The following is a 19,481-nucleotide window of genomic DNA, read 5'->3' on the forward strand; positions in this document are numbered from 1 at the left end:
ACGTTCCCTATCTATTATACCTTATTTACATAGTTTTTACAAATTCAATCACTAAAAAAGCAAGGGCCGTTCGGCTCTTGCTCTTTTCTACTGAAACGTATCGCACTATTTTGTTAACATCGTTTTCAACCGATCATTCATCTGATCAAAATAGAAGGGAGCTGGGTAGTTGACACCCGCTGTTCTAGCTAGACGAATCAAGGTTTCTAGAAATACTTTGGATGAAAAATTGGTTGTCCGTCTCAATTCTGTTTCATCAAAGGGTTTAATCAAGTGTGCTAAGGGATTGCGAACCGAGCGTTCAAAGTCACGCAGTTGAAGACTATCCTCTTTTATTTGTTGAGAATAGGGTAATAACTGAATCAATTGAACAAGACTACTGGATGTTACATTTCGACCAGACCGAAAGGTTTGCAGGACTTCGTTGGACGAATTGGCCAAAGCATCCCAGATCCATTCATCATAGGATTGGTCTTTGGAATCGTAAATGTAATCTTTGAGATTTGGAATTTCCATGTAAAGGATTCGTAAAAATATTCGATACAAAACAGGCGATACGGCACGCACAAAATCAATCAACTGATTTTTCTTAAATTTTACCTGCAAATCCAAGATGTAATTGGCAATTTGCTCTGCTGATTCTTCTTGGTTCATCACGAGGCCTGCTTCTTGAGCTGGCCTTATATCAAGCTCCCGTCTTTCTTTCAAAAGATAGAGCAAATCCAGCATGTCCTTAGGACAATGCTGGATTGTTTGGGCAAAGCGATAAGCAATGCCGTATTCATACAAGTCAATCAACAGAAGCAGTTGTTGCTGTTCTTCTGCTTTCATATTAGCCAATCAACGTTTCTAGTCCAACTTTCATCATATCTGTGAAAGTATTTTGACGCTCTTCAGCTGTGGTGTCTTCTTCTGGATGAATAAGACTGTCTGAAATGGTCATGATTCCGAGAGCTTGTACACCATGTTGAGCTGCAAGGTAATAAAGCGCTGCAGCTTCCATCTCAATTGCTTTAACACCCAACTCACCCAACTTCATATTGCGTTCCGGCATATTGGAATAGAAAACATCCGATGACAAGACTGAACCAACATGCGTTGTCAAGCCCATTTCTTTTGCAATGTGGTAGGCTTTATCCAACAATGTAAAGTCTGCAATTTGTGGAAAATCAAATTCAGGGAAGTCATTGCGAATAATGTTAGAGTTTGTTGCGGCAGCTTGTGCCAATACCAACTCACGTACATGAACATTTGGATCGATGGATCCAGCAGTTCCCACACGGATGAGTTTTTTCACGCCATAATCTACAATCAACTCACGCGCATAGATGGAAATCGATGGCATTCCCATACCCGTTCCCATAACAGATACACGCTCTCCCTTATACGTTCCTGTGTAACCAAACATGTTGCGGACTTCATTGAAGCAAACCGCATCTTCAAGGAAATTCTCTGCGATGAATTTAGCCCGCAGAGGATCTCCAGGAAGTAAAATTTTATCAGCAATATCGCCTTTTGCGGCGGAAATATGAATAGACATCAATAAGATACCAAGCCTGTCACAAATCCGTTTTGAAACTATCAGAATGCTTCATAAGGATTTTAATCAAGGCAATTCCTTTCTGTTATGAATTTATAATCAGGATAGCTCCGTGTTCAGACCACTGAACACGGAAATCTACCTTTTTTAATATCAATAGACTTCTATAAGGTGAACATTTTATTAAGCAAAGCAGTCCACTAATCGTTTTAATCTTGTTTTTCTTTACTGAAAAAATAAAGCCAGATAACTGCAACGATAAGAGTCATCACAGCCATTTTTCCATTCTTTCCTAGAAAAAAAGCAATACTGGCAATACTTGAGCAAATACTAGCAAATAGATAGAGCGATCTTAAAGAAATTTTTAGATGCATCTTATCTCCTTTCCAAAACATACACTGGCTATCGATATGAAGTGTTGAACAAGTTCTATCCTACAACTCTGCCAAAATCGCTTTGATAAGGCCTTTAAAATCTTCTTTGATACGCTGTGTCACTTCAACCACTTCTTCGTGGTTAAGCTCTGCTTGGAAACCAGCAGCAAAGTTGGTAATAGCCGAAATACCGAGTACCTTCATACCAGAGTGAGCTGCAATAATGACTTCAGGAACAGTAGACATACCAACCGCATCTGCTCCTAGAACTTTGAAAGCACGAATTTCAGCAGGCGTTTCATAAGTTGGACCAGAACAGCCAAGGTAAACACCATCTTCCAAACTTACTCCCAATTTAGCAGCGACTGCATGGGCTGTCTCACGATACGATCTAGTGTAGGCATCAGACATATCTGGGAACCGAGGTCCAAATTCATCTAGATTCTCACCAATCAATGGATTTGTCCCTGTCATATTGATATGGTCGTTAATCAGCATCAAGGTTCCTGGACCAAATCCAATTCCACCTGCTGCATTAGTAACCAAAACACTATGACACCCCAGTGCCTTCATGACACGGACTGGGAAGGTCACCACCTCCATTGGATTTCCTTCATAGAAATGGAAACGCCCTTGTAATGCCAAGACTTTACGACCAGCCAAATCTCCATAAACCAACTTCCCAGCATGGCCAACCACTGTTGATTGCCCCCAGTTTGGAATATCTGCATAGTCCAAAACAATGGCATTTTCCACTTCTTCTGCCAATTCACCTAGACCAGATCCCAAAATCAAACCAAATTCTGGTGCCAGCAATCCTTTTTCTTCTAAAAATGTTTTTGTTTCGTTAATTTTTGTTATCAGTGACATTATTTCTCCTTTTCTTCTGCTTCAACAACCTGTCCGTCTTCCTTAGAAAAAGGGTAGGGAAAATCTACTGGTAATATCTCTAAAACCTTCTCTGATGGGCGGCACAACCTTGTCCCTTGAGGGGTCACCACAATCGGACGATTGATTAAAATAGGCTCTGCCATCATGGCATCAAGCAAATCATCGTCAGATAAATCCGATTTCTCCAATCCTAACTGTTCATAGGGAGGGACGTTGGTCCGAAGGACCTCTCTGACAGAAATGTCCATATCCGTTATCATTTGAGTCAAGCTCTCACGAGACGGTGGTTGTTTTAAATACTCAATAATTTCTGGCTCAATCCCCGCATAGCGAATCATGGCTAGAACATTCCGAGAAGTTCCACACTTTGGACTGTGGTATATCGTAACAGTTTTCGTCATTTTCTCCTTTTAAACCAGCTGGCTTAAGAAACTCTCCCCAATCATGGCTTTTTCGACGCCGAAGTTTTCAGCAATGGTTGCTGAAATATCTGCAAAATGACCTTGTGGCAAGACACCATTTCCTTTGAGAGATTTTCCATACATCAAAACTGGAATGTATTCACGCGTGTGGTCTGTACCTGCATAAGTTGGGTCATTGCCATGGTCTGCTGTGATAATCAGCAAGTCTTTCTCACCCAGATGTTTCAAAATATCTGGCAATTGACTGTCAAATTCTTCTAGGCAATCACGGTAGCCTTCTGGATTCCGGCGGTGACCATAAACAGCATCAAAATCAACCAAATTCGTAAAAGAAAGACCTTTTGTAAAGTCTGGTAATTGCAGGGTTTCAATCAATTTTTCGACGCCGTGGGCATTTGATTTTGTGTGACCCATGTCATTGGTAATACCTGAACCATTGAAAATATCATTGATTTTGCCGACAGAATATGTCGCTACTCCAGCTTCTGCTAATTTGTTTAAAACCGTTGGCTCAAAAGGCGATACAGCATAGTCATGGCGGTTAGAAGTCCGTGTAAAGTTGCCAGGCTGACCTACATAAGGACGAGCAATAATCCGTCCCAAGAGGGCTGGGCGTTCTAAGGTAATAGAGCGGGCATATTCACAAATACGGTAGAGCTCTTCCAAGGGAATAATGTCTTCATGTGCCGCAATTTGCAACACCGGATCGGCAGATGTGTAAACAATCAACTCGCCTGTCTCCATCTGACGCGGTCCAAAATCATCAATAACGGCTGTACCAGAATAGGGTTTATTGGCTTCACGAATGATTTTACGCCCTGAAAACTCTTCAATTTTGGTCAGGATTTCTTCAGGAAAACCATTCCAGAATGTATCAAATGGCTCTGTGATATTCAGCCCCATAATTTCCCAGTGACCAGTCATGGTATCTTTTCCAAGCGATACTTCTTCCAACTTGGTCACATAACCAGTTGGCTGTTCTGCCTTTGGAACTGTTTTTATAGGTGTTTCACGAGGGATATTTCCAAGACCAATTTTGGCCATATTTGGCACCGAGAGACCAACTGTTTCAGAAATATGACCCAAGGTATCTGAACCCGTATCTGGCACGCCTTCATTGAAGAACTGATCAGAATCTGGAGCTGCTCCAATTCCAACTGAATCAAGAACAACCAAATGTATACGGTCAAATGTTGACATACTGTCTCCTAATCTAGGGTGGTTACGGTTAGCACCCAAAACCTATAGAGTTGTAAAATAAAATTACGTATTCCATTATAACACAAAAACGGTGGTAAAACTAGAGATGATGAATCCGATTTCAAAAACGGTTTTCAGACAAAAAGTAAAAAACAGAACTAGTTATTAGCTCTGTTTCATAACAAATTGATGAGACGCCTACTCCAAATCACCCAACATTTCTTTCAAGGTTTCAGCATCGGTACTTCCCATCAAGACTTGGTCAATCTTTCCTTGACTGTCAATAAAGATATGGGTTGGAAAAGCTTGTAAGCCATAATGTAAAGCCATATCATCTTTTTTATCAAACAAAACAGGATAGGTAATGCCTTCTTCCTGTGCAATTTCTAATATCTCTTTTCGATTCTTATCACGAGTTGTATTTTTAAAATCCTTATCATTTGGAAGTGTGACTGATAAAAAGATGAGGTCTTCTTGGTCTTTGACCGATTGGTAGACTTTTTCTAATTCTGGGATCTCAGCCATACAAGGTGGGCACCAGGTTCCCCAAATATTGATATAAACTTTTTTGCCTTCAAAATCACTGAGTTTAACTTCCTGCCCTGCTTTATCATACAGTGTAAAAGCATAGGCGTCTGTTCCCGCCATTTTATCAACAGCTTCTTCATCAACACGCATACCGCAGCCTACTAAAACAATAGAAAATACCAGTGCAATTGCAGTCAATAACCATTTTTTCATATAAAACCTCCTTGTTAATAAGCAAAGTAATCAAAAAATCCAAATAAAATGGATAGCCCAATCAAGAGCAAAACCACACCTGACACTAAAGTTGTGTGCCGCATCACCTGACTCTTTTGACGCAGATAAACCAGCAACTTCTCAGCAAATAAAGCAATGATCAGAAAAGGGAGAATAAAACCCAGGCAATAAATGAAAATCATCAAGACACCAAATAACCCTTGATGCGTACTAGCATAGAGAAAGACAGAAGCTAAGATAGGGCCAATACAAGGAGTCCATGAAAAACTAAAGGTAAAGCCCATCAACAGAGCAAGCCACGGTCCAACCGCTTTTCCTCCTTGGTAAACTTTTTCTTTTAGACTGCGTTCCTTATACAAAAAATCCAATTTTAACCAGCCCAATTGAAAGGCTGCCATCGTACAAATGAGTAAGCCACTCAAAAGACGGATCTCCTTTGAATGTTGTACGAAGAAACGGCTCAATAAACTAGTGGCAAAAGCCATAAGAAAGAAAGTCAGCGAAATACCAATGACAAATGCCAAGGTATTGGCTAAAGCATATTTCTTTTTTGCTTCCCCCTGACCTTGGTTGGTTAAGATCCCTAAGTAAATGGGTAATATTGGCAGCACACAGGGCGAGAAAAAGGCTAAGGCACCTTCTAGAAACAAGGCCACTAATTTCATACTTCCCATAGAAGACTCCTTTGTATGAATACAGAGATACAATCTATGTTTATTTTAACACAAGCTCCTTTTCTTTGCAAGCGCTTTTCTATTGTTTTTTCAAAAAAGGAAAGAGTCTCTAAACTCTTTCCTTCAAGCCTTTCTCTTAATCTTCTCCAAAGCTTTCCCCCTAGCCAGCTCATCAATTATTTTATCTAAGTAACGGATTTTCTGCATGAGTGGGTCTTCAATTTCTTCTACTCGATACCCACAAATGACACCTTTGATTAAATGAGCATTAGGTTGAAAATAGGGAGCATTCTCAAAAAAAGTCTTGAAATCTAGCTGATTTTCCAGAACCTGTTTTAAGGCCTCTTGATCATAGCCAGTCAGCCAAAAAATCAACTCATCTACTTCTTCTTTAGTACGATTTTTTCGCTCTGCTTTTTGGATATAGAGTGGATAAACAGAGGCAAAAGACATGTTAACTATTTTCATAGTAAAAGTATAGCATACGCAGGAAAAGAAAAAAAGGTTAGCAAACTCGCTAACCTGATTTTTAACGATTCCCAACCCGAATACGATTGAGTGCTCGTTGCAAGGCAATGCTTGCCCGGCGTTCCATATCTGCATTATGGGTGTTTTGTGCCTCTTGCATTTGGCGTTCTGCCCGCAACTTCGCACGTTCTGCTCGACTGACATCAATATCACGAGCTCGTTCGGCTGAATCTGAAATGATGGTGATAAAATCCTTCGAAATTTCAATAATCCCACCATTCACCGCAATCCAGTCCACATGATTTTCATCATCGACACGCCGAACTTTTATTTCATCAATGTCTAGAACAGCAATCAAGTCAATATGCCCAGGGTAAATCCCCAGCTCGCCTTCCGTCGTCTTTACCAGAACAAAGGCTGCATGGTGATCGTAACGAATTCCATCAGGTGTGACAATTTGAACAGTCATTTGTGCCATAGCCCACCTCTAAAATTTCATCTTATCCGCTTTGGCAATCACATCCTCAATCGATCCGACATTTCGGAAAGCATCTTCCGGTAAGGTATCATGCTTGCCATCTAAAATTTCCTTGAATCCTTTTACTGTTTCAGCAACGGGAACATAAGAACCTGGTAGTCCTGTAAACTGTTCCGCTACGTTGAAGTTTTGTGAAAGGAAGAATTGAATCCGACGAGCCCGTCCTACCAAGGTCTTTTCATCATCAGAAAGCTCATCCATACCAAGGATAGCAATGATATCTTGTAGCTCTTGGTAACGTTGGAGAACACGTTTGACTTCCATTGCTACTTGATAATGTTCTTCTCCGACAATTTCTGGTGCAAGGGCACGAGAAGAGGAAGCAAGTGGATCAACAGCTGGATAAATCCCCAATTGGGTTAATTTCCGTTCCAAGTTGGTCGTTGAATCCAAATGGGCAAAGGCTGTTGCTGGGGCTGGATCTGTATAGTCATCGGCCGGTACATAAATGGCCTGAATAGAAGTAACAGAGCCTTTCTTAGTCGATGTAATCCGCTCCTGTAATTGCCCCATTTCCGTTGCAAGAGTTGGCTGATAACCAACCGCTGACGGCATCCGACCAAGAAGAGCCGAAACCTCAGAACCAGCTTGGGTAAAGCGGAAAATGTTGTCAATAAAGAGTAAGACATCTTGTCCTTCCACATCACGGAAGTATTCAGCAATGGTCAAACCTGTCAAGGCAACACGCATACGGGCACCGGGTGGCTCATTCATCTGGCCAAATACCATGGCCGTTTTTTCAATAACACCGGATTCCTTCATTTCCCAATAAAGGTCATTCCCCTCACGTGTCCGTTCACCAACACCTGTAAAGACAGAAATACCACCATGTTCTTGGGCAATATTATGGATCAATTCTTGGATTAAGACGGTTTTTCCGACACCGGCACCACCAAATAATCCGACCTTACCACCTTTTAGATAAGGTGCTAAAAGGTCAATAACCTTAATACCTGTCTCTAGAATTTCAGTTGAAGTAGATAATTCGTCAAAGGTAGGGGCCTTTTTATGGATTGGCTCACGAGTTGTTTCCTCTGGAAAAGCCGCTTCCAAATCAATGGTATCGCCGAGCACATTGAAGACACGACCTAGCGTTTCTTTTCCAACAGGAACTGAGATCGGTTTACCAGTATCTAGAACTTCCATACCACGAGTCAAGCCGTCTGTTGATTCCATGGCAATGGTGCGGACAACTCCGTCTCCCAATTCCAAGGCAACTTCAAGCACAACTTTCTGTTTTGTCTCATCGTTCTTATAAACAACAAGCGCATTGTTAATCTCTGGTAGTTTCCCATCAGTAGCAAAGGCTACATCAACGACAGGACCGACAACCTGAGTAATTTTGCCTGAACTCATCTTTTCTCCTTCTTCTAAGATCATCGAGCCTTACTGTTCCCAGTAGAGACTCAGCTTTTTGCATTCCATCCCGCAACTAATCCAAGGCCGAAGCTCCCGCAACAATTTCTGTAATTTCTTGGGTAATGGCTGCTTGGCGAGCACGGTTGTATTGAATCGTCAAATCATTGATAACATTTTTAGCATTGTCTGTTGCCGTTTGCATGGCTGTCATACCCGCTGCATTCTCAGCTGTTTTTGCATCTAAAATGGCACCATAAATAACCGATTCTGCATATTGAGGCAATAGTTGATTTAAAATCGCATCTCTGCTTGGTTCCAATTCAAAAGTTGCCGTATGACCATCTGCCTCATTGTGATCTAAATCTTCAATTGGCAACATTTGTTGAACACGTACCTGACTAGTCAGACTGTTGACATGGTGATTGTAACAGACATACAACTCATCAAATAGCTCATTCTTATACATTTCAACCGATTTTGAAATGATTTTTTGAACTTCATTGAAACTTGGATTGTCTGCAATCCCACGTAATTCAAAAATAGGTGTCATACCACGTCCACGGAAGAAATCCGCTCCCATTCCACCAATTGCAATGATTTCATATTCATCTGGGTGGTCATGGTCTTGTTCAATCATTCCCATAACGGCTTTCAGAATCGTTGAATTGTATGCTCCTTTTAATCCACTATCGGATGTAATCACAATGTAGCCTGTTTTCTTAACCTCACGTCGAATTAACATGGGATTGGTTGAACCGTTCATCAATTCAGCACGTAGCAAGTCTGTTGTGACAGCCCGAACTTTTTGTGCATAAATTTCAAAAGCTTTTGCAGATTGTTCTGACTTGGCTAATTTTGCAGCCGAAACCATCTGCATGGCACCTGTTATCTGACTGGTTTTCTTTGTCGATGCAATTTTTGTTTTGATTTCATTGAGAGAACCTGCCATTGGTCACTTCCTTACTATTTGTAGATAGACTGCTCTTTGAACTCTGTAATCGCATCGTTCATCAATTCGGCATCTGGTAAATCTTTTGTTGTGCGAATAATGTCTAAGAGAGAATCATGATGCAAGTCAAAATAAGCATACAAATCTTGCTCAAAATTGACTAAATCATCAATCGGTACAGAATCCAAGAATCCATTTGTCAAAGCATACAAAATCAAGACTTGTTTTTCAACTGGAAGTGGCTTATGAAGTGGTTGTTTCAATACTTCCACTGTTCGACGTCCACGGTTTAACTTAGCCTGAGTTGCAGCATCCAAATCCGATCCAAATTGCGTAAAGGCTTCTAATTCACGGTAAGATGCCAAGTCAATCCGAAGCGTTCCTGCTACCTTTTTCATAGCCTTGATTTGCGCTGAACCACCAACACGCGATACAGATGACCCCGCATCAATGGCAGGACGAATACCCGAATTAAACAAATCGTCTTTCAAGAAAATCTGTCCATCCGTAATGGAAATCACATTGGTTGCAATATAGGCTGAAATATCTCCTGCTTGCGTTTCTATAAATGGAAGAGCTGTAATCGAGCCTCCTCCTAATTCATCGGACACTTTCGCAGAACGCTCCAATAACCGGCTGTGCAGATAGAAAACGTCTCCTGGGTATGCTTCACGTCCTGGTGGACGACGAAGGAGCAAGGACAGTTCACGGTAGGCTACCGCTTGTTTTGATAAATCATCATAAACAATCAGAACGTGCTTGCCTTCATACATAAACTCTTCGGCCATTGCAACACCAGCATAAGGTGCTAAAAAGAGCAAAGGAGACGGTTGAGAGGCAGATGCCGTTACGACAATGGTATAGTCTAGGGCACCGTATTGACGGAGCGTTTCAACTTGGGCACGAACAGTTGATTCTTTTTGACCAATTGCGACATAGATACAGATCATATCTTGACCTTTTTGGTTCAAAATAGCATCAATCGCCACAGAAGTCTTACCCGTTTGACGGTCTCCAATAATCAATTCCCGTTGTCCACGACCAATCGGAACAAGCGCATCAATGGCTTTCAAACCTGTCTGCAAGGGTTCACTAACGGATTTCCGTTGCATAACACCTGGAGCAGGGTATTCAATCGGACGTGTTTTATTGGTTTGGATATCACCCAGTCCATCAACTGCTTGACCCAGAGGATTGATAACCCGACCAATCAAAGCAGATCCAACTGGTACTTCCATAATTTTTCCTGTACGGCGGACAACGGAGCCTTCGCGAATCGTTGAAAATTCACCCAAAATGATAATACCGACATCTGCCGTTTCCAAGTTTTGGGCCATACCAATTGTACCGTTCTCAAAAACCAGTAACTCACCACTCATGGCATTGTCAAGACCTTGTGCACGAGCAATTCCATCACCAATAAAGGTCACAACACCTGTTTCAGTATAATCAAAATCAGGTGTATAAGTATCTATTTGTTGTTTTAGTAAAGCGCTAATTTCTTGTGTGTTTATTACCAAAAGAACACCACTTTCTATTTTAAAGCTTTTTTCTAATGTCGTTTAATTGTGTACGAACACTAGCATCAATTACGCGATGATTTACTGTTACAATAAAACCACCCAGTAATTCTTTGTCAATTTCTTCAATGACTTGACGTATTCGAACATCAAATCGACTTTCCGCTAAGGCATGAATCCGTCTTTTTTGCTCTTTCGTTAGAGCTTGAAAAGTTGATACATAGGCATCAAACTCATTTTTTTGTTTGCTAATCAACTTCATTGAAACCTGAAGGACTTCTCTTAGCAAACTATACTCGCCACCTTGAATGACGGATTCAATTAAATCGTTTACTGCACGGTAGCTAGAGTGTCTCAAGGTCCGAATAAAGGCTTCCTTATCCGTATTTGACACTGTTGCATCATGTAGCATGCGGTTTAATCCAGTTTCATTTATAATCTGAACATAAGATTGCAATTCATCAAAAATATGCCAAATATCCTCACGTTCACTGATGACCTCAACAAAGTTTCGAGCATATTTGTGTGCCAAGGCACTTTCTCTTATATTCATTAGCTTTCTCCTAATCTATCAAGGTATCGGTCGATCAATTGACGGTGATCTTCCTCTGATAAATCTGTCAAGATGATTTTTCCAGCTAAGTCAACTGCTAAATTCGCGACTTGAATCTTCAAATTCTCTTGCGCTTCTTTCTTTTCAGCAGCAATTTCCAATTTAGCTTTTTCTTTCAATGCTTTAGCTTCCACAGTTGCTTGATCAACAATATGTTTCTTTTCAACTTTTGCGCGTTCAACCGCATCTTGAACGATTCGTTTGCCTTCTTGACGTCCTTTAGCCAATTCCAGCTCTTTTTCTTTCACTAAATCAGTGGCAGCTTGGTGTTGAGCTTCAGCAGCGTCTAATTCACCAGCAATCTTCTGAGCCCGCTCTTCAAAAATCCCTGTGATTTTGTTCCAAGCAAAAACACGAATTAAAACAAGCAAAATCAAAAAAGATGCAGTCACTAAAATAAAGTTTCCTAGTATTGCACTACTTGCATTTAATGCTATCATGTTTGTTCTTTTCCTTTCCCCTATTCTCCATCGTCAATTTTCTTATTCAAATACATCGATACCAACATAACAAATACGTAACTTTGGAGACACGAAATAAACACAGAAAATCCAGTCCATAAAACATTTAATAAGAGTGCTATTGGATAAGCAAAAGCATGGACATGCGCTAATTGCAATAGCAAACCTACCAATACTTCACCTGCATAAATATTTCCATAAAGACGTAGACCAAGAGAGGCCAAATTTGTGACTTCCTCTAAGATATTCATCGGAGTCATGGCAACCGGTGTCACAAAAGCCTTGAGGTATTTTTTTAATCCTCTTCTGCGAATTCCTTCAATATGACAAAAAACGGTCGCTATGGTAGCAAGCCCTAAGTCATATGCCATATTTGCAGTAGGTGATGTCCATAAGTTGTAACCTTGTGAGGTTTCAATTTTGGTCATCAAACCAAGGTTATTAGCTACTAGCAAAAATGTAAAAGCTGTGAAAAAGAATAAGGCATATCGTTTTGCCTCAACATCGCCTAAGTTTCCCTTTGTAAAATTGATGGTCAGTTCATAGACATATTCCAATACATTTTGTTTCCCTTGAGGCTTTAATTGCATCTTGCGACTAGCCCAAAACACCAGACTAAAAATAATTGCAATGGTGACGGCAGAAACCAATACCATGGCCAAATCAAATGTAACTGGACCAAGCGTTAGGGTTGGATTCATATGCTCTTCCAATGAAGATTCCCCCTTTTCTAACTGTTATCTAGATTTCTTAACCACGGAACAAGAATGTCATTGCTAGGGTTACGAAGAAGGTACCCTCAATAAAGGCAACACCTAAAAATACTCCAGACATCAATTTACTTTGGAGTTCCGGTTGACGTGCTGAGCCGTTCAAATAAGCTGCTACCAAGATTCCTTCACCAATACTAACACCTAAAGTAGCAATACCTAATCCCAATGCTGACAAATCCATAATGATTCTCCTTTTAAATTTTGATACCTTGTTAGCATACTCCTAAAATAGACTTTTGTCAAGGAAACAGGGGTAAGTAAACGTTTTTTTCAATGTAATTTTCATAATAAAAAAGGGCCAAAAAACCCTTTCTTCCTATTATATATTGTCCTCTAAAAAAGGCTCTTCTATGTGTGTCATTTCCTCTTCAAATCTTCTGGTCATTTCCAGGTATTCTCGGTCTGAAGTAATCGCATCATCAGATACCTTATCTGTATCTGCAAAGAATTCAATGTGGTTGGCTAAATTGACCAGTTTGACAGGTGCATCACCACCATATTCTCCATCCAGATTGATCAAGAGACGATCCAGATCTTGATTTTGTGCCTTAATTGAGATTTTCTTTGTCTTAATATACTCTATTTTGTCACTAGCGATATGCTTGCCTCCATCTAAAACCAGACGAACCAAGTGCAAGATTTCAAATAAATTTCCTGTTTTAACCATGATGAGCGTAAAATGACCATCATCAAGCTTGGCATCTGGCACAATCTGTTCAAAACCTCCAACAGAATTGGTCAAGGCGACAAAGATAAGGGAAACCTTGCCTTTGAATTCTCCGTGATCATGTTTAACCGTTACTGGTGTAAATTTGACACGCGGTAGCAATTCAGCACCTTTTACAACGTAAGCTAGGTAGCCAAACATAGTTTTTAATTGACTTGGCACACTATACGTCAGCTCTGTCAAGGTACCTGCTGCGGCAATATTGATAAAGTAACTTTCTAAATCTTGCTCATCTTTTTTAGTTTTTGCAAGACCAATATCCATTAAAATGGTTTGGTTTTTACCGATTAATCTGGCAGCTTCTATTGGATTTCCTCTCGGAACTTTCAAGGCTCTAGCGTAATCATTGGTTGTACCTGTTGGAATAATGGCCATTTTAGGACGTTTCTTGAGCGGAGCAATCCCATTGACCACTTCATTTATAGTGCCATCTCCCCCAGCCGCAACCACCAAGTCAAAACCGACTTTGGCAGCTCTTTGCGCTTCATTTTTTGCAGAGTCCTTTTCTGGCGTTGTCTGAAATGCAGATGTTTCATAACCAAATCCTTCAAGAATATTCAATACTTCTGCAACATTTTTTTTCATGATTTCTTGTCCAGAGGTTGGATTGTAAATCAAGCGTGCTCTTTTTTGTTTCTCCATATTGCTTCCTTATAAACTTTCTAACCATGCTTCATCTTTGACGTCAATCCCAAGAGCTTGTGCTTTTGCTAATTTACTACCTGCATCTGCTCCAGCAATTACTAAATCTGTTTTTTTAGAAACAGATCCGGCTACATTTGCTCCTAGACGTTCCAATTTTTCCTTGGCTTCACTCCGTTTTAAGCGTTCGAGTTTACCTGTTAAAACAACTGTTTTGCCAGATAATACCGCACCTTCAACTGCTATTGGTCCATTGTATGCCAAATTCACTCCAGCTGCTTTTAATTCTTGAATCAGGCTTTTAGCGCCGTCATTTTGAAAATAGGTTACTAAGGAGTTTGCAATAACCAGTCCCAAGCCTTCAATGCTTGCAATCTCTTGGTTACTTGCTTTTGCAAGCGCTTCAATACTCGTAAAGGTTTCTAGTAATAATTTGCTGGCCTTGCTTCCGACATGGCGAATTCCCAGACCAAAGAGCAGGCGATCCGCTGAATTCTCTTTGGATGCTTGAATCGCTTGGTATAGTTTCTCAGCAGATTTTTCCTTAAAGCCCTCCAAGGTCAAAAGGTTTGCAACTGTCAACTTATAAATATCAGCCACATCTGAAACCAATCCGGCTTGGTAGAGCTTTTCAACGATAGACGTTCCCAAACCTGCTATATTCATGGCATTGCGACTCGCAAAATGCTCCAAGCGGTTCATGACTTGAGAGGCACAATGAGGATTGATGCAACGAAGGGCAACTTCATCTTCATAATGCAATAGCTGACTATCACAACTTGGACAAGTCTTAGGAATCGGCATGAGCTCTTTTGTGGTTCGTTTGTCTACAACGACACGCAAAACAGCTGGGATAATGTCTCCTGCCTTATAAACGATAACTGTATCGCCAATCCGAATATCTTTTTCAGCAATATAATCCACATTGTGTAAGGTCGCACGACTAACGGTTGTCCCTGCTAGCTGTACTGGTGTCAAATTAGCCGTTGGCGTCACTACTCCAGTCCGTCCAACAGTCCAATCAACAGATAACAATTCTGCTTCTTTTTCTTCTGCAGGGAATTTGTAAGCAATGGCCCAACGAGGAGCTTTCACTGTAAATCCAAGCTCTTCTTGGATAGCCAAATCGTTAACCTTGATGACGATTCCGTCAATTTCATACGCTAGGTCTTGGCGTTTGTCTTCCATTTTTTGGATAAAGTCCCACACCTCTTGGATGGAATCCGCTAAGACATAGTCTGAATTGGTTGAAAATCCGAGCTCTCTTAACTGATGTAAGACACTTGCTTGACTTGGTAGATCAGTTGGACTCGCTTCTTGGTACAAGAAGGTTGCAAGTCCCCTAGAAGCCACCACAGCAGTATCCAATTGCCTTAGGGTACCTGCTGCGGCATTGCGTGGATTGGCAAAGACAGCTTCTCCTTTTTCTTGACGAAGCTGATTGACGTTTTCAAAAGAAGCCTTGGGCATGTAACACTCACCACGCACGGTTATATCAATTGCTTCAGGTAGAACAAGTGGAATATCCTTGACACGTTTCAAGTTTTCAGTGATATTTTCACCAACACTACCGTCTCCACGCGTTGCCCCAACTTGCAAGTGACCATTTTGATAGGTCAATGAAATAGATAAGCCATCAATCTTTAATTCGCAGATATAGCTCGCCTGTGGAAACTCTTTGCGAACACGATTGTCAAAAGCGACTAATTCCTCATAGGAAAAAGCATCTTGTAAACTATACAAGGGATATTCATGGGTGTATTTTTCAAAACCGTCTAGTATTTTCCCACCCACACGGTGACTAGGACTGGTTGGCAAAATCCATTCTGGATGGGCCGCTTCTATTTCTACCAACTCACGGTACAGACGGTCATACTCGCTATCTGTAACGCTTGGATTGTCCAAACGGTAATACTCATCTGCCAAACGATTCAATAAAATCACTAATTCATTCATTCTGTTTTTCATACCCTTATTATACCATTTTTTTAAGCCATTTTATCCGTCAAAAGAACTAGGTTTTTCAAAAAGAAATAGCTATGAGGAGAATTTTTTCAATAGAAACGGTATAATAAACAGTAACTATATTTTTTGGAGGAACCCATGCCTGTTACGTACAAACGACAAGATGATTTAGAAAAAATGTTAGAAGAATTTGCAAGCTTTGATGAATTGGAAAAGGTGGAATTCCCTGAGCAAAATCAACAGAAAGAGAATGAAAAATGACCTCTCTCTTCCAGCAATTACCAACCTCTGTTTTACAAATGGGGGCCATCTTTTTGTCCATTATGATTGAGGCTCTGCCCTTTGTCCTAATTGGATCCATTATTTCAGGATTTATTGATGTCTACATCACACCAGATAAGGTCCACGAATACCTTCCTAAGAATAAATTTCTACGGATTTTGTTTGGAACTTTTATTGGTTTTATTTTTCCGTCCTGTGAATGTGGAATTGTCCCAATTGTCAATCGTTTTTTGGAAAAAGAAGTGCCGACTTATACAGCTATTCCCTTTCTAGCAACGGCTCCTGTCATCAATCCCATTGTCTTATTTGCAACCTATACTGCTTTTGGAAATTCGATTCGCTTTGCCTTGTTTCGTGCCATTGGATCAATTATGGTCGCAATCATTTTAGGAATTTTTTGGGGTTTTCTTTCAAAAGAGCCAATCTTAAAGGCAAACAAAAAAGCAGTGCACTTGCATGATTTTTCAGATAAAAAAGGCTGGCGCAAGGTTGGCTATGCCCTCATTCAAGCCATTGATGAATTTTTTGATACAGGTCGCTATCTGGTCTTTGGTTGTTTGTTTGCCAGCTTTGTCCAAGTCTATATCCCAACGGCCTTCTTAACCCGAATCGGACACAATTCTCTCACAGCCATTCTTTTGATGATGTTGCTTGCTTTCTTGCTCTCACTCTGCTCAGAAGCAGATGCCTTTATCGGGGCTTCCTTACTTTCTAGTTTTGGCTTTGCTCCTGTCATGGCCTTTCTGGTTATTGGACCCATGATAGACATCAAAAATCTTCTGATGATGAAAAACCATTTTACCAATAAGTTCATTATGCAATTTATCGGGATTTTGAGTGTTGTTATCCTGATCTACTGCTTGTTATTAGGAGGAGTTTAAATGGTTCGCTTTTTGATTTTAATGGGTTATTTTGAAATGACCATGTACCTCTATGTATCGGGCAAGTTAGACCAATACATCAATCTTCACTATACTTACCTGGCCTTTTTGTCTATGATTTTGGCCTTTCTACTTGCCATTGTCCAACTGGTAGTATGGATGAAACAGATGAAAGTTCATAGCCATCTGACTACAAAAACCGCTCAAGTTGCCAGCATCGCTTTCTTGTTAATTCCTCTTATTATTGCATGGGGCTTTCCGACAGTTTCCTTAGACGCTACAACTGTTGCTGCTAAGGGTTACCATTTCCCATTGGCTGCAGGGGTAGACAGCGACACCCAACAACAAGAAGGAACTTCTGTTCAGTATCTTAAACCGGATACGTCAACTTATTTCACAAAATCAGCCTACAAGGAAGAAATGCGAAAGGTAGCCGACTTCTATCTAAAAGAAGAAATAATCACTATCACAAATGAAAATTACATGGCTGTCATGGAAGCTATTTATGATTATCCAGATGAATTTGCTGGAAAAACGATTGAATTAACAGGATTTGTCTACAATGACCCAGACAATCCAAACCAACAGTTTATTTTTCGCTTTGGCATTATTCATTGTATTGCCGATTCAGGTGTTTACGGTATGGTATCAACTGGCAATCAAGAACAATTTGAAAACGACACTTGGGTCAAAGCCCGTGGAACAGTTCGTATTGTCTACCACAATTCTCTTAAACAGTCCTTGCCAAGCCTAGATTTAACAGAATTTCAACGTATTTCACAACCTAAAAACCCTTATGTTTATCGGATTTTCTAAGAAAATGACACTGAAATCTTAAATTATCTGAAAATTTATGCTATAATAGATTTATTACCTTACAGATTGGAATGTATTATGTCATCACCTGTTTTATTTACCATTTTCGGGGCAAGTGGCGACCTCGCCAAACGCAAACTTTACCCCTCTTTGTTCAGACTCTATAAGGCTGGACATATTGCTGACAATTTTGCTGTTATTGGTACGGCTCGTCGTCCTTGGACAAAGGAATTCTTTGAACAAACGGTCATTGAATCATTAGGCGATTTACCAGATAACCCGCGTCAAGCACATGAATTTGCTAGCCACTTCTACTATCAAAGCCATGATGTCAATGATACGGAGCATTATATCGCCCTTCGTGAATTACAAGCTTCTCTTGGCAAGCAATACCAGACACAACACAATAAAATCTTCTTTTTGTCCATGGCTCCTGAGTTCTTTGGAACCATCGCAAAACACCTAAAATCAGAAGAAATTGTGGATGGAAAAGGATTTGAACGCCTCATCATCGAAAAACCATTTGGGACCAGTTTAGAAACAGCAGAAATTTTGAATCATGAATTGTCTCAAACTTTCGAAGAAGACCAGATTTACCGTATTGACCATTATCTTGGTAAAGAAATGGTTCAAAATATCTTTGCCGTTCGATTTGCAAATATGATTTTTGAACATATTTGGAATCGCGCTTTTATCGAAAACGTTCAGATTAGTTTTGCAGAGTCCATCGGTGTGGAAGACCGTGGTGGTTATTATGACAAATCCGGCGCCTTAAAAGATATGATCCAAAATCATGCCTTGCAGGTCTTGTCAATCTTAGCTATGGACAAGCCTGCTAGCTTTAACGAGTGTGATGTCCGAGCTGAAAAAATCAAGGTTTTCCAGAGCCTACGCATGCAATCGAATGATGAAATCAAAAAGAATTTTGTCCGTGCTCAGTATGCTGCTGGTAGCATCGATGGAAAAGACTATGTCGCTTACCTCGATGAGCCAAATATCGCAGAAAATTCTCAAACTGAAACCTTTGCTGGTGGCGTCTTCTTTGTAGATACGGAACGCTTCAAAGATGTTCCCTTCTTCTTCCGTACTGGAAAACGCCTGACCGAAAAAGGGACACGTGTGACCATTACCTTTAAGAAAGCCGAAGATATTTTTGGGCAACATTCAGAACAAAATGTCCTAACAATCTACATTCAGCCAACGGAAGGTTTCTCGCTCTTTATCAATGGTAAGGAAGTTGGTTCAACCTTCTCCCTTACTCCAGCCAAATTAAGCTGGCGCCACAGTGCAGCAGCCTTAGGCAACTCACCAGAAGCCTATGAAAAACTCTTCTTTGATGTTTTAAATGGCGATTCGACCAACTTTAGCCATTGGGAAGAAGTAAAAGCTAGCTGGGCCTTCATCGACCAAGTCGTTCGGATTTGGGGCGCTAATGAAGTTCCTCTTCATACCTACCCAGCTGGAACGATGGGACCACAAGCTATCTTTGATTTGCTGGAGTCCTATGATACAGAGTGGCACTGGAAACCAGATACCTGGTATCGGGAACGTGGCCTCTTAAAATAACAGAAAAAAAGCAGTTAGTGACGATTCACTACTGCCTTTTCTTTTTTAAAAAAACAGA

23 protein-coding genes are annotated in these 19,481 nt (G+C 40.5%); 4 read left to right on the forward strand and 19 right to left on the reverse strand.

What is annotated here, in order from left to right; all coding sequences use genetic code 11:
* Positions 1 to 105 precede the first annotated feature (105 nt).
* The 19 genes from ACVR1I_RS09445 to ligA form a co-directional block, all read right to left on the reverse strand.
* Positions 106 to 831: a Gbs1250 family HEPN protein gene (locus tag ACVR1I_RS09445; RefSeq protein WP_447443775.1), complete on the reverse strand. Its 726-nt coding sequence runs from the start codon at positions 829 to 831 to the stop codon at positions 106 to 108.
* A 1-nt stretch (position 832) separates the two neighbouring features.
* Positions 833 to 1,540, reverse strand: a complete 708-nt coding sequence (deoD, locus tag ACVR1I_RS09450; protein WP_447443776.1) for a purine-nucleoside phosphorylase — start codon at positions 1,538 to 1,540, stop codon at positions 833 to 835.
* A 209-nt stretch (positions 1,541 to 1,749) separates the two neighbouring features.
* On the reverse strand, positions 1,750 to 1,914 hold the full coding sequence (locus ACVR1I_RS09455) for a hypothetical protein (RefSeq protein WP_447443777.1): 165 nt from the start codon (positions 1,912 to 1,914) through the stop codon (positions 1,750 to 1,752).
* 60 nt (positions 1,915 to 1,974) lie between these two features.
* Positions 1,975 to 2,784, reverse strand: a complete 810-nt coding sequence (locus ACVR1I_RS09460; RefSeq protein WP_447443778.1) for a purine-nucleoside phosphorylase — start codon at positions 2,782 to 2,784, stop codon at positions 1,975 to 1,977.
* Positions 2,784 to 3,206: an arsenate reductase (glutaredoxin) gene (gene arsC / locus ACVR1I_RS09465; RefSeq protein ID WP_447443779.1), complete on the reverse strand. Its 423-nt coding sequence runs from the start codon at positions 3,204 to 3,206 to the stop codon at positions 2,784 to 2,786. Before arsC ends, ACVR1I_RS09460 begins: the two co-directional genes overlap by 1 nt.
* Before the next feature lie 9 nt (positions 3,207 to 3,215).
* Positions 3,216 to 4,427 (reverse strand): phosphopentomutase, encoded by a 1,212-nt coding sequence (locus ACVR1I_RS09470; RefSeq protein WP_447443780.1) that lies wholly within the window; start codon positions 4,425 to 4,427, stop codon positions 3,216 to 3,218.
* Between the two features lie 198 nt (positions 4,428 to 4,625).
* Complete coding sequence (locus ACVR1I_RS09475; RefSeq protein WP_447443781.1) at positions 4,626 to 5,168, reverse strand: TlpA family protein disulfide reductase; 543 nt, start codon at positions 5,166 to 5,168, stop codon at positions 4,626 to 4,628.
* Between the two features lie 14 nt (positions 5,169 to 5,182).
* On the reverse strand, positions 5,183 to 5,863 hold the full coding sequence (locus ACVR1I_RS09480; RefSeq protein ID WP_447443782.1) for a cytochrome c biogenesis CcdA family protein: 681 nt from the start codon (positions 5,861 to 5,863) through the stop codon (positions 5,183 to 5,185).
* A gap of 123 nt (positions 5,864 to 5,986) precedes the next feature.
* Positions 5,987 to 6,331, reverse strand: coding sequence for a DUF2200 domain-containing protein (locus ACVR1I_RS09485; RefSeq protein WP_447443783.1), 345 nt, complete (start codon positions 6,329 to 6,331; stop codon positions 5,987 to 5,989).
* Between the two features lie 61 nt (positions 6,332 to 6,392).
* Positions 6,393 to 6,809, reverse strand: a complete 417-nt coding sequence (locus tag ACVR1I_RS09490; RefSeq protein WP_447443784.1) for a F0F1 ATP synthase subunit epsilon — start codon at positions 6,807 to 6,809, stop codon at positions 6,393 to 6,395.
* A gap of 9 nt (positions 6,810 to 6,818) precedes the next feature.
* Positions 6,819 to 8,225 (reverse strand): F0F1 ATP synthase subunit beta, encoded by a 1,407-nt coding sequence (gene atpD, locus ACVR1I_RS09495; protein ID WP_447443785.1) that lies wholly within the window; start codon positions 8,223 to 8,225, stop codon positions 6,819 to 6,821.
* 76 nt (positions 8,226 to 8,301) lie between these two features.
* Entirely contained in the window at positions 8,302 to 9,177 is an 876-nt protein-coding gene (locus tag ACVR1I_RS09500) for a F0F1 ATP synthase subunit gamma (protein WP_447443786.1), read from the reverse strand.
* A gap of 14 nt (positions 9,178 to 9,191) precedes the next feature.
* Positions 9,192 to 10,697 carry a F0F1 ATP synthase subunit alpha gene (atpA, locus tag ACVR1I_RS09505; protein ID WP_447443787.1) on the reverse strand — a complete coding sequence of 502 codons (1,506 nt, stop codon included), beginning with the start codon at positions 10,695 to 10,697 and terminating at the stop codon, positions 9,192 to 9,194.
* A gap of 19 nt (positions 10,698 to 10,716) precedes the next feature.
* Positions 10,717 to 11,250, reverse strand: a complete 534-nt coding sequence (locus ACVR1I_RS09510) for a F0F1 ATP synthase subunit delta (RefSeq protein WP_447443788.1) — start codon at positions 11,248 to 11,250, stop codon at positions 10,717 to 10,719.
* Positions 11,250 to 11,750 (reverse strand): F0F1 ATP synthase subunit B, encoded by a 501-nt coding sequence (atpF, locus tag ACVR1I_RS09515; RefSeq protein WP_447443789.1) that lies wholly within the window; start codon positions 11,748 to 11,750, stop codon positions 11,250 to 11,252. Before atpF ends, ACVR1I_RS09510 begins: the two co-directional genes overlap by 1 nt.
* Positions 11,751 to 11,770: 20 nt before the next feature.
* Positions 11,771 to 12,484, reverse strand: coding sequence for a F0F1 ATP synthase subunit A (atpB, locus tag ACVR1I_RS09520; protein ID WP_447443790.1), 714 nt, complete (start codon positions 12,482 to 12,484; stop codon positions 11,771 to 11,773).
* A 37-nt stretch (positions 12,485 to 12,521) separates the two neighbouring features.
* Entirely contained in the window at positions 12,522 to 12,725 is a 204-nt protein-coding gene (locus tag ACVR1I_RS09525) for a F0F1 ATP synthase subunit C (protein ID WP_447443791.1), read from the reverse strand.
* Between the two features lie 138 nt (positions 12,726 to 12,863).
* On the reverse strand, positions 12,864 to 13,913 hold the full coding sequence (locus ACVR1I_RS09530; RefSeq protein ID WP_447443792.1) for a diacylglycerol kinase family lipid kinase: 1,050 nt from the start codon (positions 13,911 to 13,913) through the stop codon (positions 12,864 to 12,866).
* Positions 13,914 to 13,922: 9 nt separating this feature from the next.
* Positions 13,923 to 15,881, reverse strand: a complete 1,959-nt coding sequence (gene ligA / locus ACVR1I_RS09535) for an NAD-dependent DNA ligase LigA (protein WP_447443793.1) — start codon at positions 15,879 to 15,881, stop codon at positions 13,923 to 13,925.
* Positions 15,882 to 16,016: 135 nt separating this feature from the next.
* On the opposite strand from ligA, the gene ACVR1I_RS09540 reads away from it, so the two are divergent.
* From ACVR1I_RS09540 to zwf, 4 genes are all read left to right on the forward strand, one after another.
* Complete coding sequence (locus ACVR1I_RS09540) at positions 16,017 to 16,139, forward strand: SPJ_0845 family protein (protein ID WP_447443794.1); 123 nt, start codon at positions 16,017 to 16,019, stop codon at positions 16,137 to 16,139.
* The gene (locus tag ACVR1I_RS09545) at positions 16,136 to 17,041 is read left to right on the forward strand and encodes a permease (RefSeq protein WP_447443795.1); all 906 of its coding nucleotides are present in this window, start codon (positions 16,136 to 16,138) and stop codon (positions 17,039 to 17,041) included. The genes ACVR1I_RS09540 and ACVR1I_RS09545 overlap by 4 nt, the downstream gene beginning before the upstream one ends.
* Positions 17,042 to 17,857 carry a TIGR03943 family putative permease subunit gene (locus ACVR1I_RS09550; protein WP_447443796.1) on the forward strand — a complete coding sequence of 272 codons (816 nt, stop codon included), beginning with the start codon at positions 17,042 to 17,044 and terminating at the stop codon, positions 17,855 to 17,857. It begins immediately after the preceding gene.
* Between the two features lie 78 nt (positions 17,858 to 17,935).
* Positions 17,936 to 19,423 carry a glucose-6-phosphate dehydrogenase gene (gene zwf / locus ACVR1I_RS09555; protein ID WP_447443797.1) on the forward strand — a complete coding sequence of 496 codons (1,488 nt, stop codon included), beginning with the start codon at positions 17,936 to 17,938 and terminating at the stop codon, positions 19,421 to 19,423.
* Positions 19,424 to 19,481 lie beyond the last annotated feature (58 nt).

Source organism: Streptococcus cameli (genome assembly GCF_053207365.1).

Excerpts from the sequence above, each read along its gene's own strand:
- arsC (WP_447443779.1), bottom strand. The coding sequence starts at position 3,206 with ATGACGAAAACTGTTACGATATACCACAGTCCAAAGTGTGGAACTTCT.
- ACVR1I_RS09455 (WP_447443777.1), bottom strand. The coding sequence starts at position 1,914 with ATGCATCTAAAAATTTCTTTAAGATCGCTCTATCTATTTGCTAGTATT.
- atpF (WP_447443789.1), bottom strand. The coding sequence starts at position 11,750 with ATGATAGCATTAAATGCAAGTAGTGCAATACTAGGAAACTTTATTTTA.
- ACVR1I_RS09475 (WP_447443781.1), bottom strand. The coding sequence starts at position 5,168 with ATGAAAAAATGGTTATTGACTGCAATTGCACTGGTATTTTCTATTGTT.
- ACVR1I_RS09540 (WP_447443794.1), top strand. The coding sequence starts at position 16,017 with ATGCCTGTTACGTACAAACGACAAGATGATTTAGAAAAAATGTTAGAA.
- ligA (WP_447443793.1), bottom strand. The coding sequence starts at position 15,881 with ATGAAAAACAGAATGAATGAATTAGTGATTTTATTGAATCGTTTGGCA.
- ACVR1I_RS09510 (WP_447443788.1), bottom strand. The coding sequence starts at position 11,250 with ATGAATATAAGAGAAAGTGCCTTGGCACACAAATATGCTCGAAACTTT.
- atpD (WP_447443785.1), bottom strand. The coding sequence starts at position 8,225 with ATGAGTTCAGGCAAAATTACTCAGGTTGTCGGTCCTGTCGTTGATGTA.
- zwf (WP_447443797.1), top strand. The coding sequence starts at position 17,936 with ATGTCATCACCTGTTTTATTTACCATTTTCGGGGCAAGTGGCGACCTC.
- ACVR1I_RS09500 (WP_447443786.1), bottom strand. The coding sequence starts at position 9,177 with ATGGCAGGTTCTCTCAATGAAATCAAAACAAAAATTGCATCGACAAAG.
- ACVR1I_RS09525 (WP_447443791.1), bottom strand. The coding sequence starts at position 12,725 with ATGGATTTGTCAGCATTGGGATTAGGTATTGCTACTTTAGGTGTTAGT.
- ACVR1I_RS09470 (WP_447443780.1), bottom strand. The coding sequence starts at position 4,427 with ATGTCAACATTTGACCGTATACATTTGGTTGTTCTTGATTCAGTTGGA.
- ACVR1I_RS09480 (WP_447443782.1), bottom strand. The coding sequence starts at position 5,863 with ATGGGAAGTATGAAATTAGTGGCCTTGTTTCTAGAAGGTGCCTTAGCC.
- deoD (WP_447443776.1), bottom strand. The coding sequence starts at position 1,540 with ATGTCTATTCATATTTCCGCCGCAAAAGGCGATATTGCTGATAAAATT.
- ACVR1I_RS09490 (WP_447443784.1), bottom strand. The coding sequence starts at position 6,809 with ATGGCACAAATGACTGTTCAAATTGTCACACCTGATGGAATTCGTTAC.
- ACVR1I_RS09550 (WP_447443796.1), top strand. The coding sequence starts at position 17,042 with ATGGTTCGCTTTTTGATTTTAATGGGTTATTTTGAAATGACCATGTAC.
- ACVR1I_RS09485 (WP_447443783.1), bottom strand. The coding sequence starts at position 6,331 with ATGAAAATAGTTAACATGTCTTTTGCCTCTGTTTATCCACTCTATATC.
- ACVR1I_RS09530 (WP_447443792.1), bottom strand. The coding sequence starts at position 13,913 with ATGGAGAAACAAAAAAGAGCACGCTTGATTTACAATCCAACCTCTGGA.
- ACVR1I_RS09445 (WP_447443775.1), bottom strand. The coding sequence starts at position 831 with ATGAAAGCAGAAGAACAGCAACAACTGCTTCTGTTGATTGACTTGTAT.
- ACVR1I_RS09545 (WP_447443795.1), top strand. The coding sequence starts at position 16,136 with ATGACCTCTCTCTTCCAGCAATTACCAACCTCTGTTTTACAAATGGGG.
- ACVR1I_RS09460 (WP_447443778.1), bottom strand. The coding sequence starts at position 2,784 with ATGTCACTGATAACAAAAATTAACGAAACAAAAACATTTTTAGAAGAA.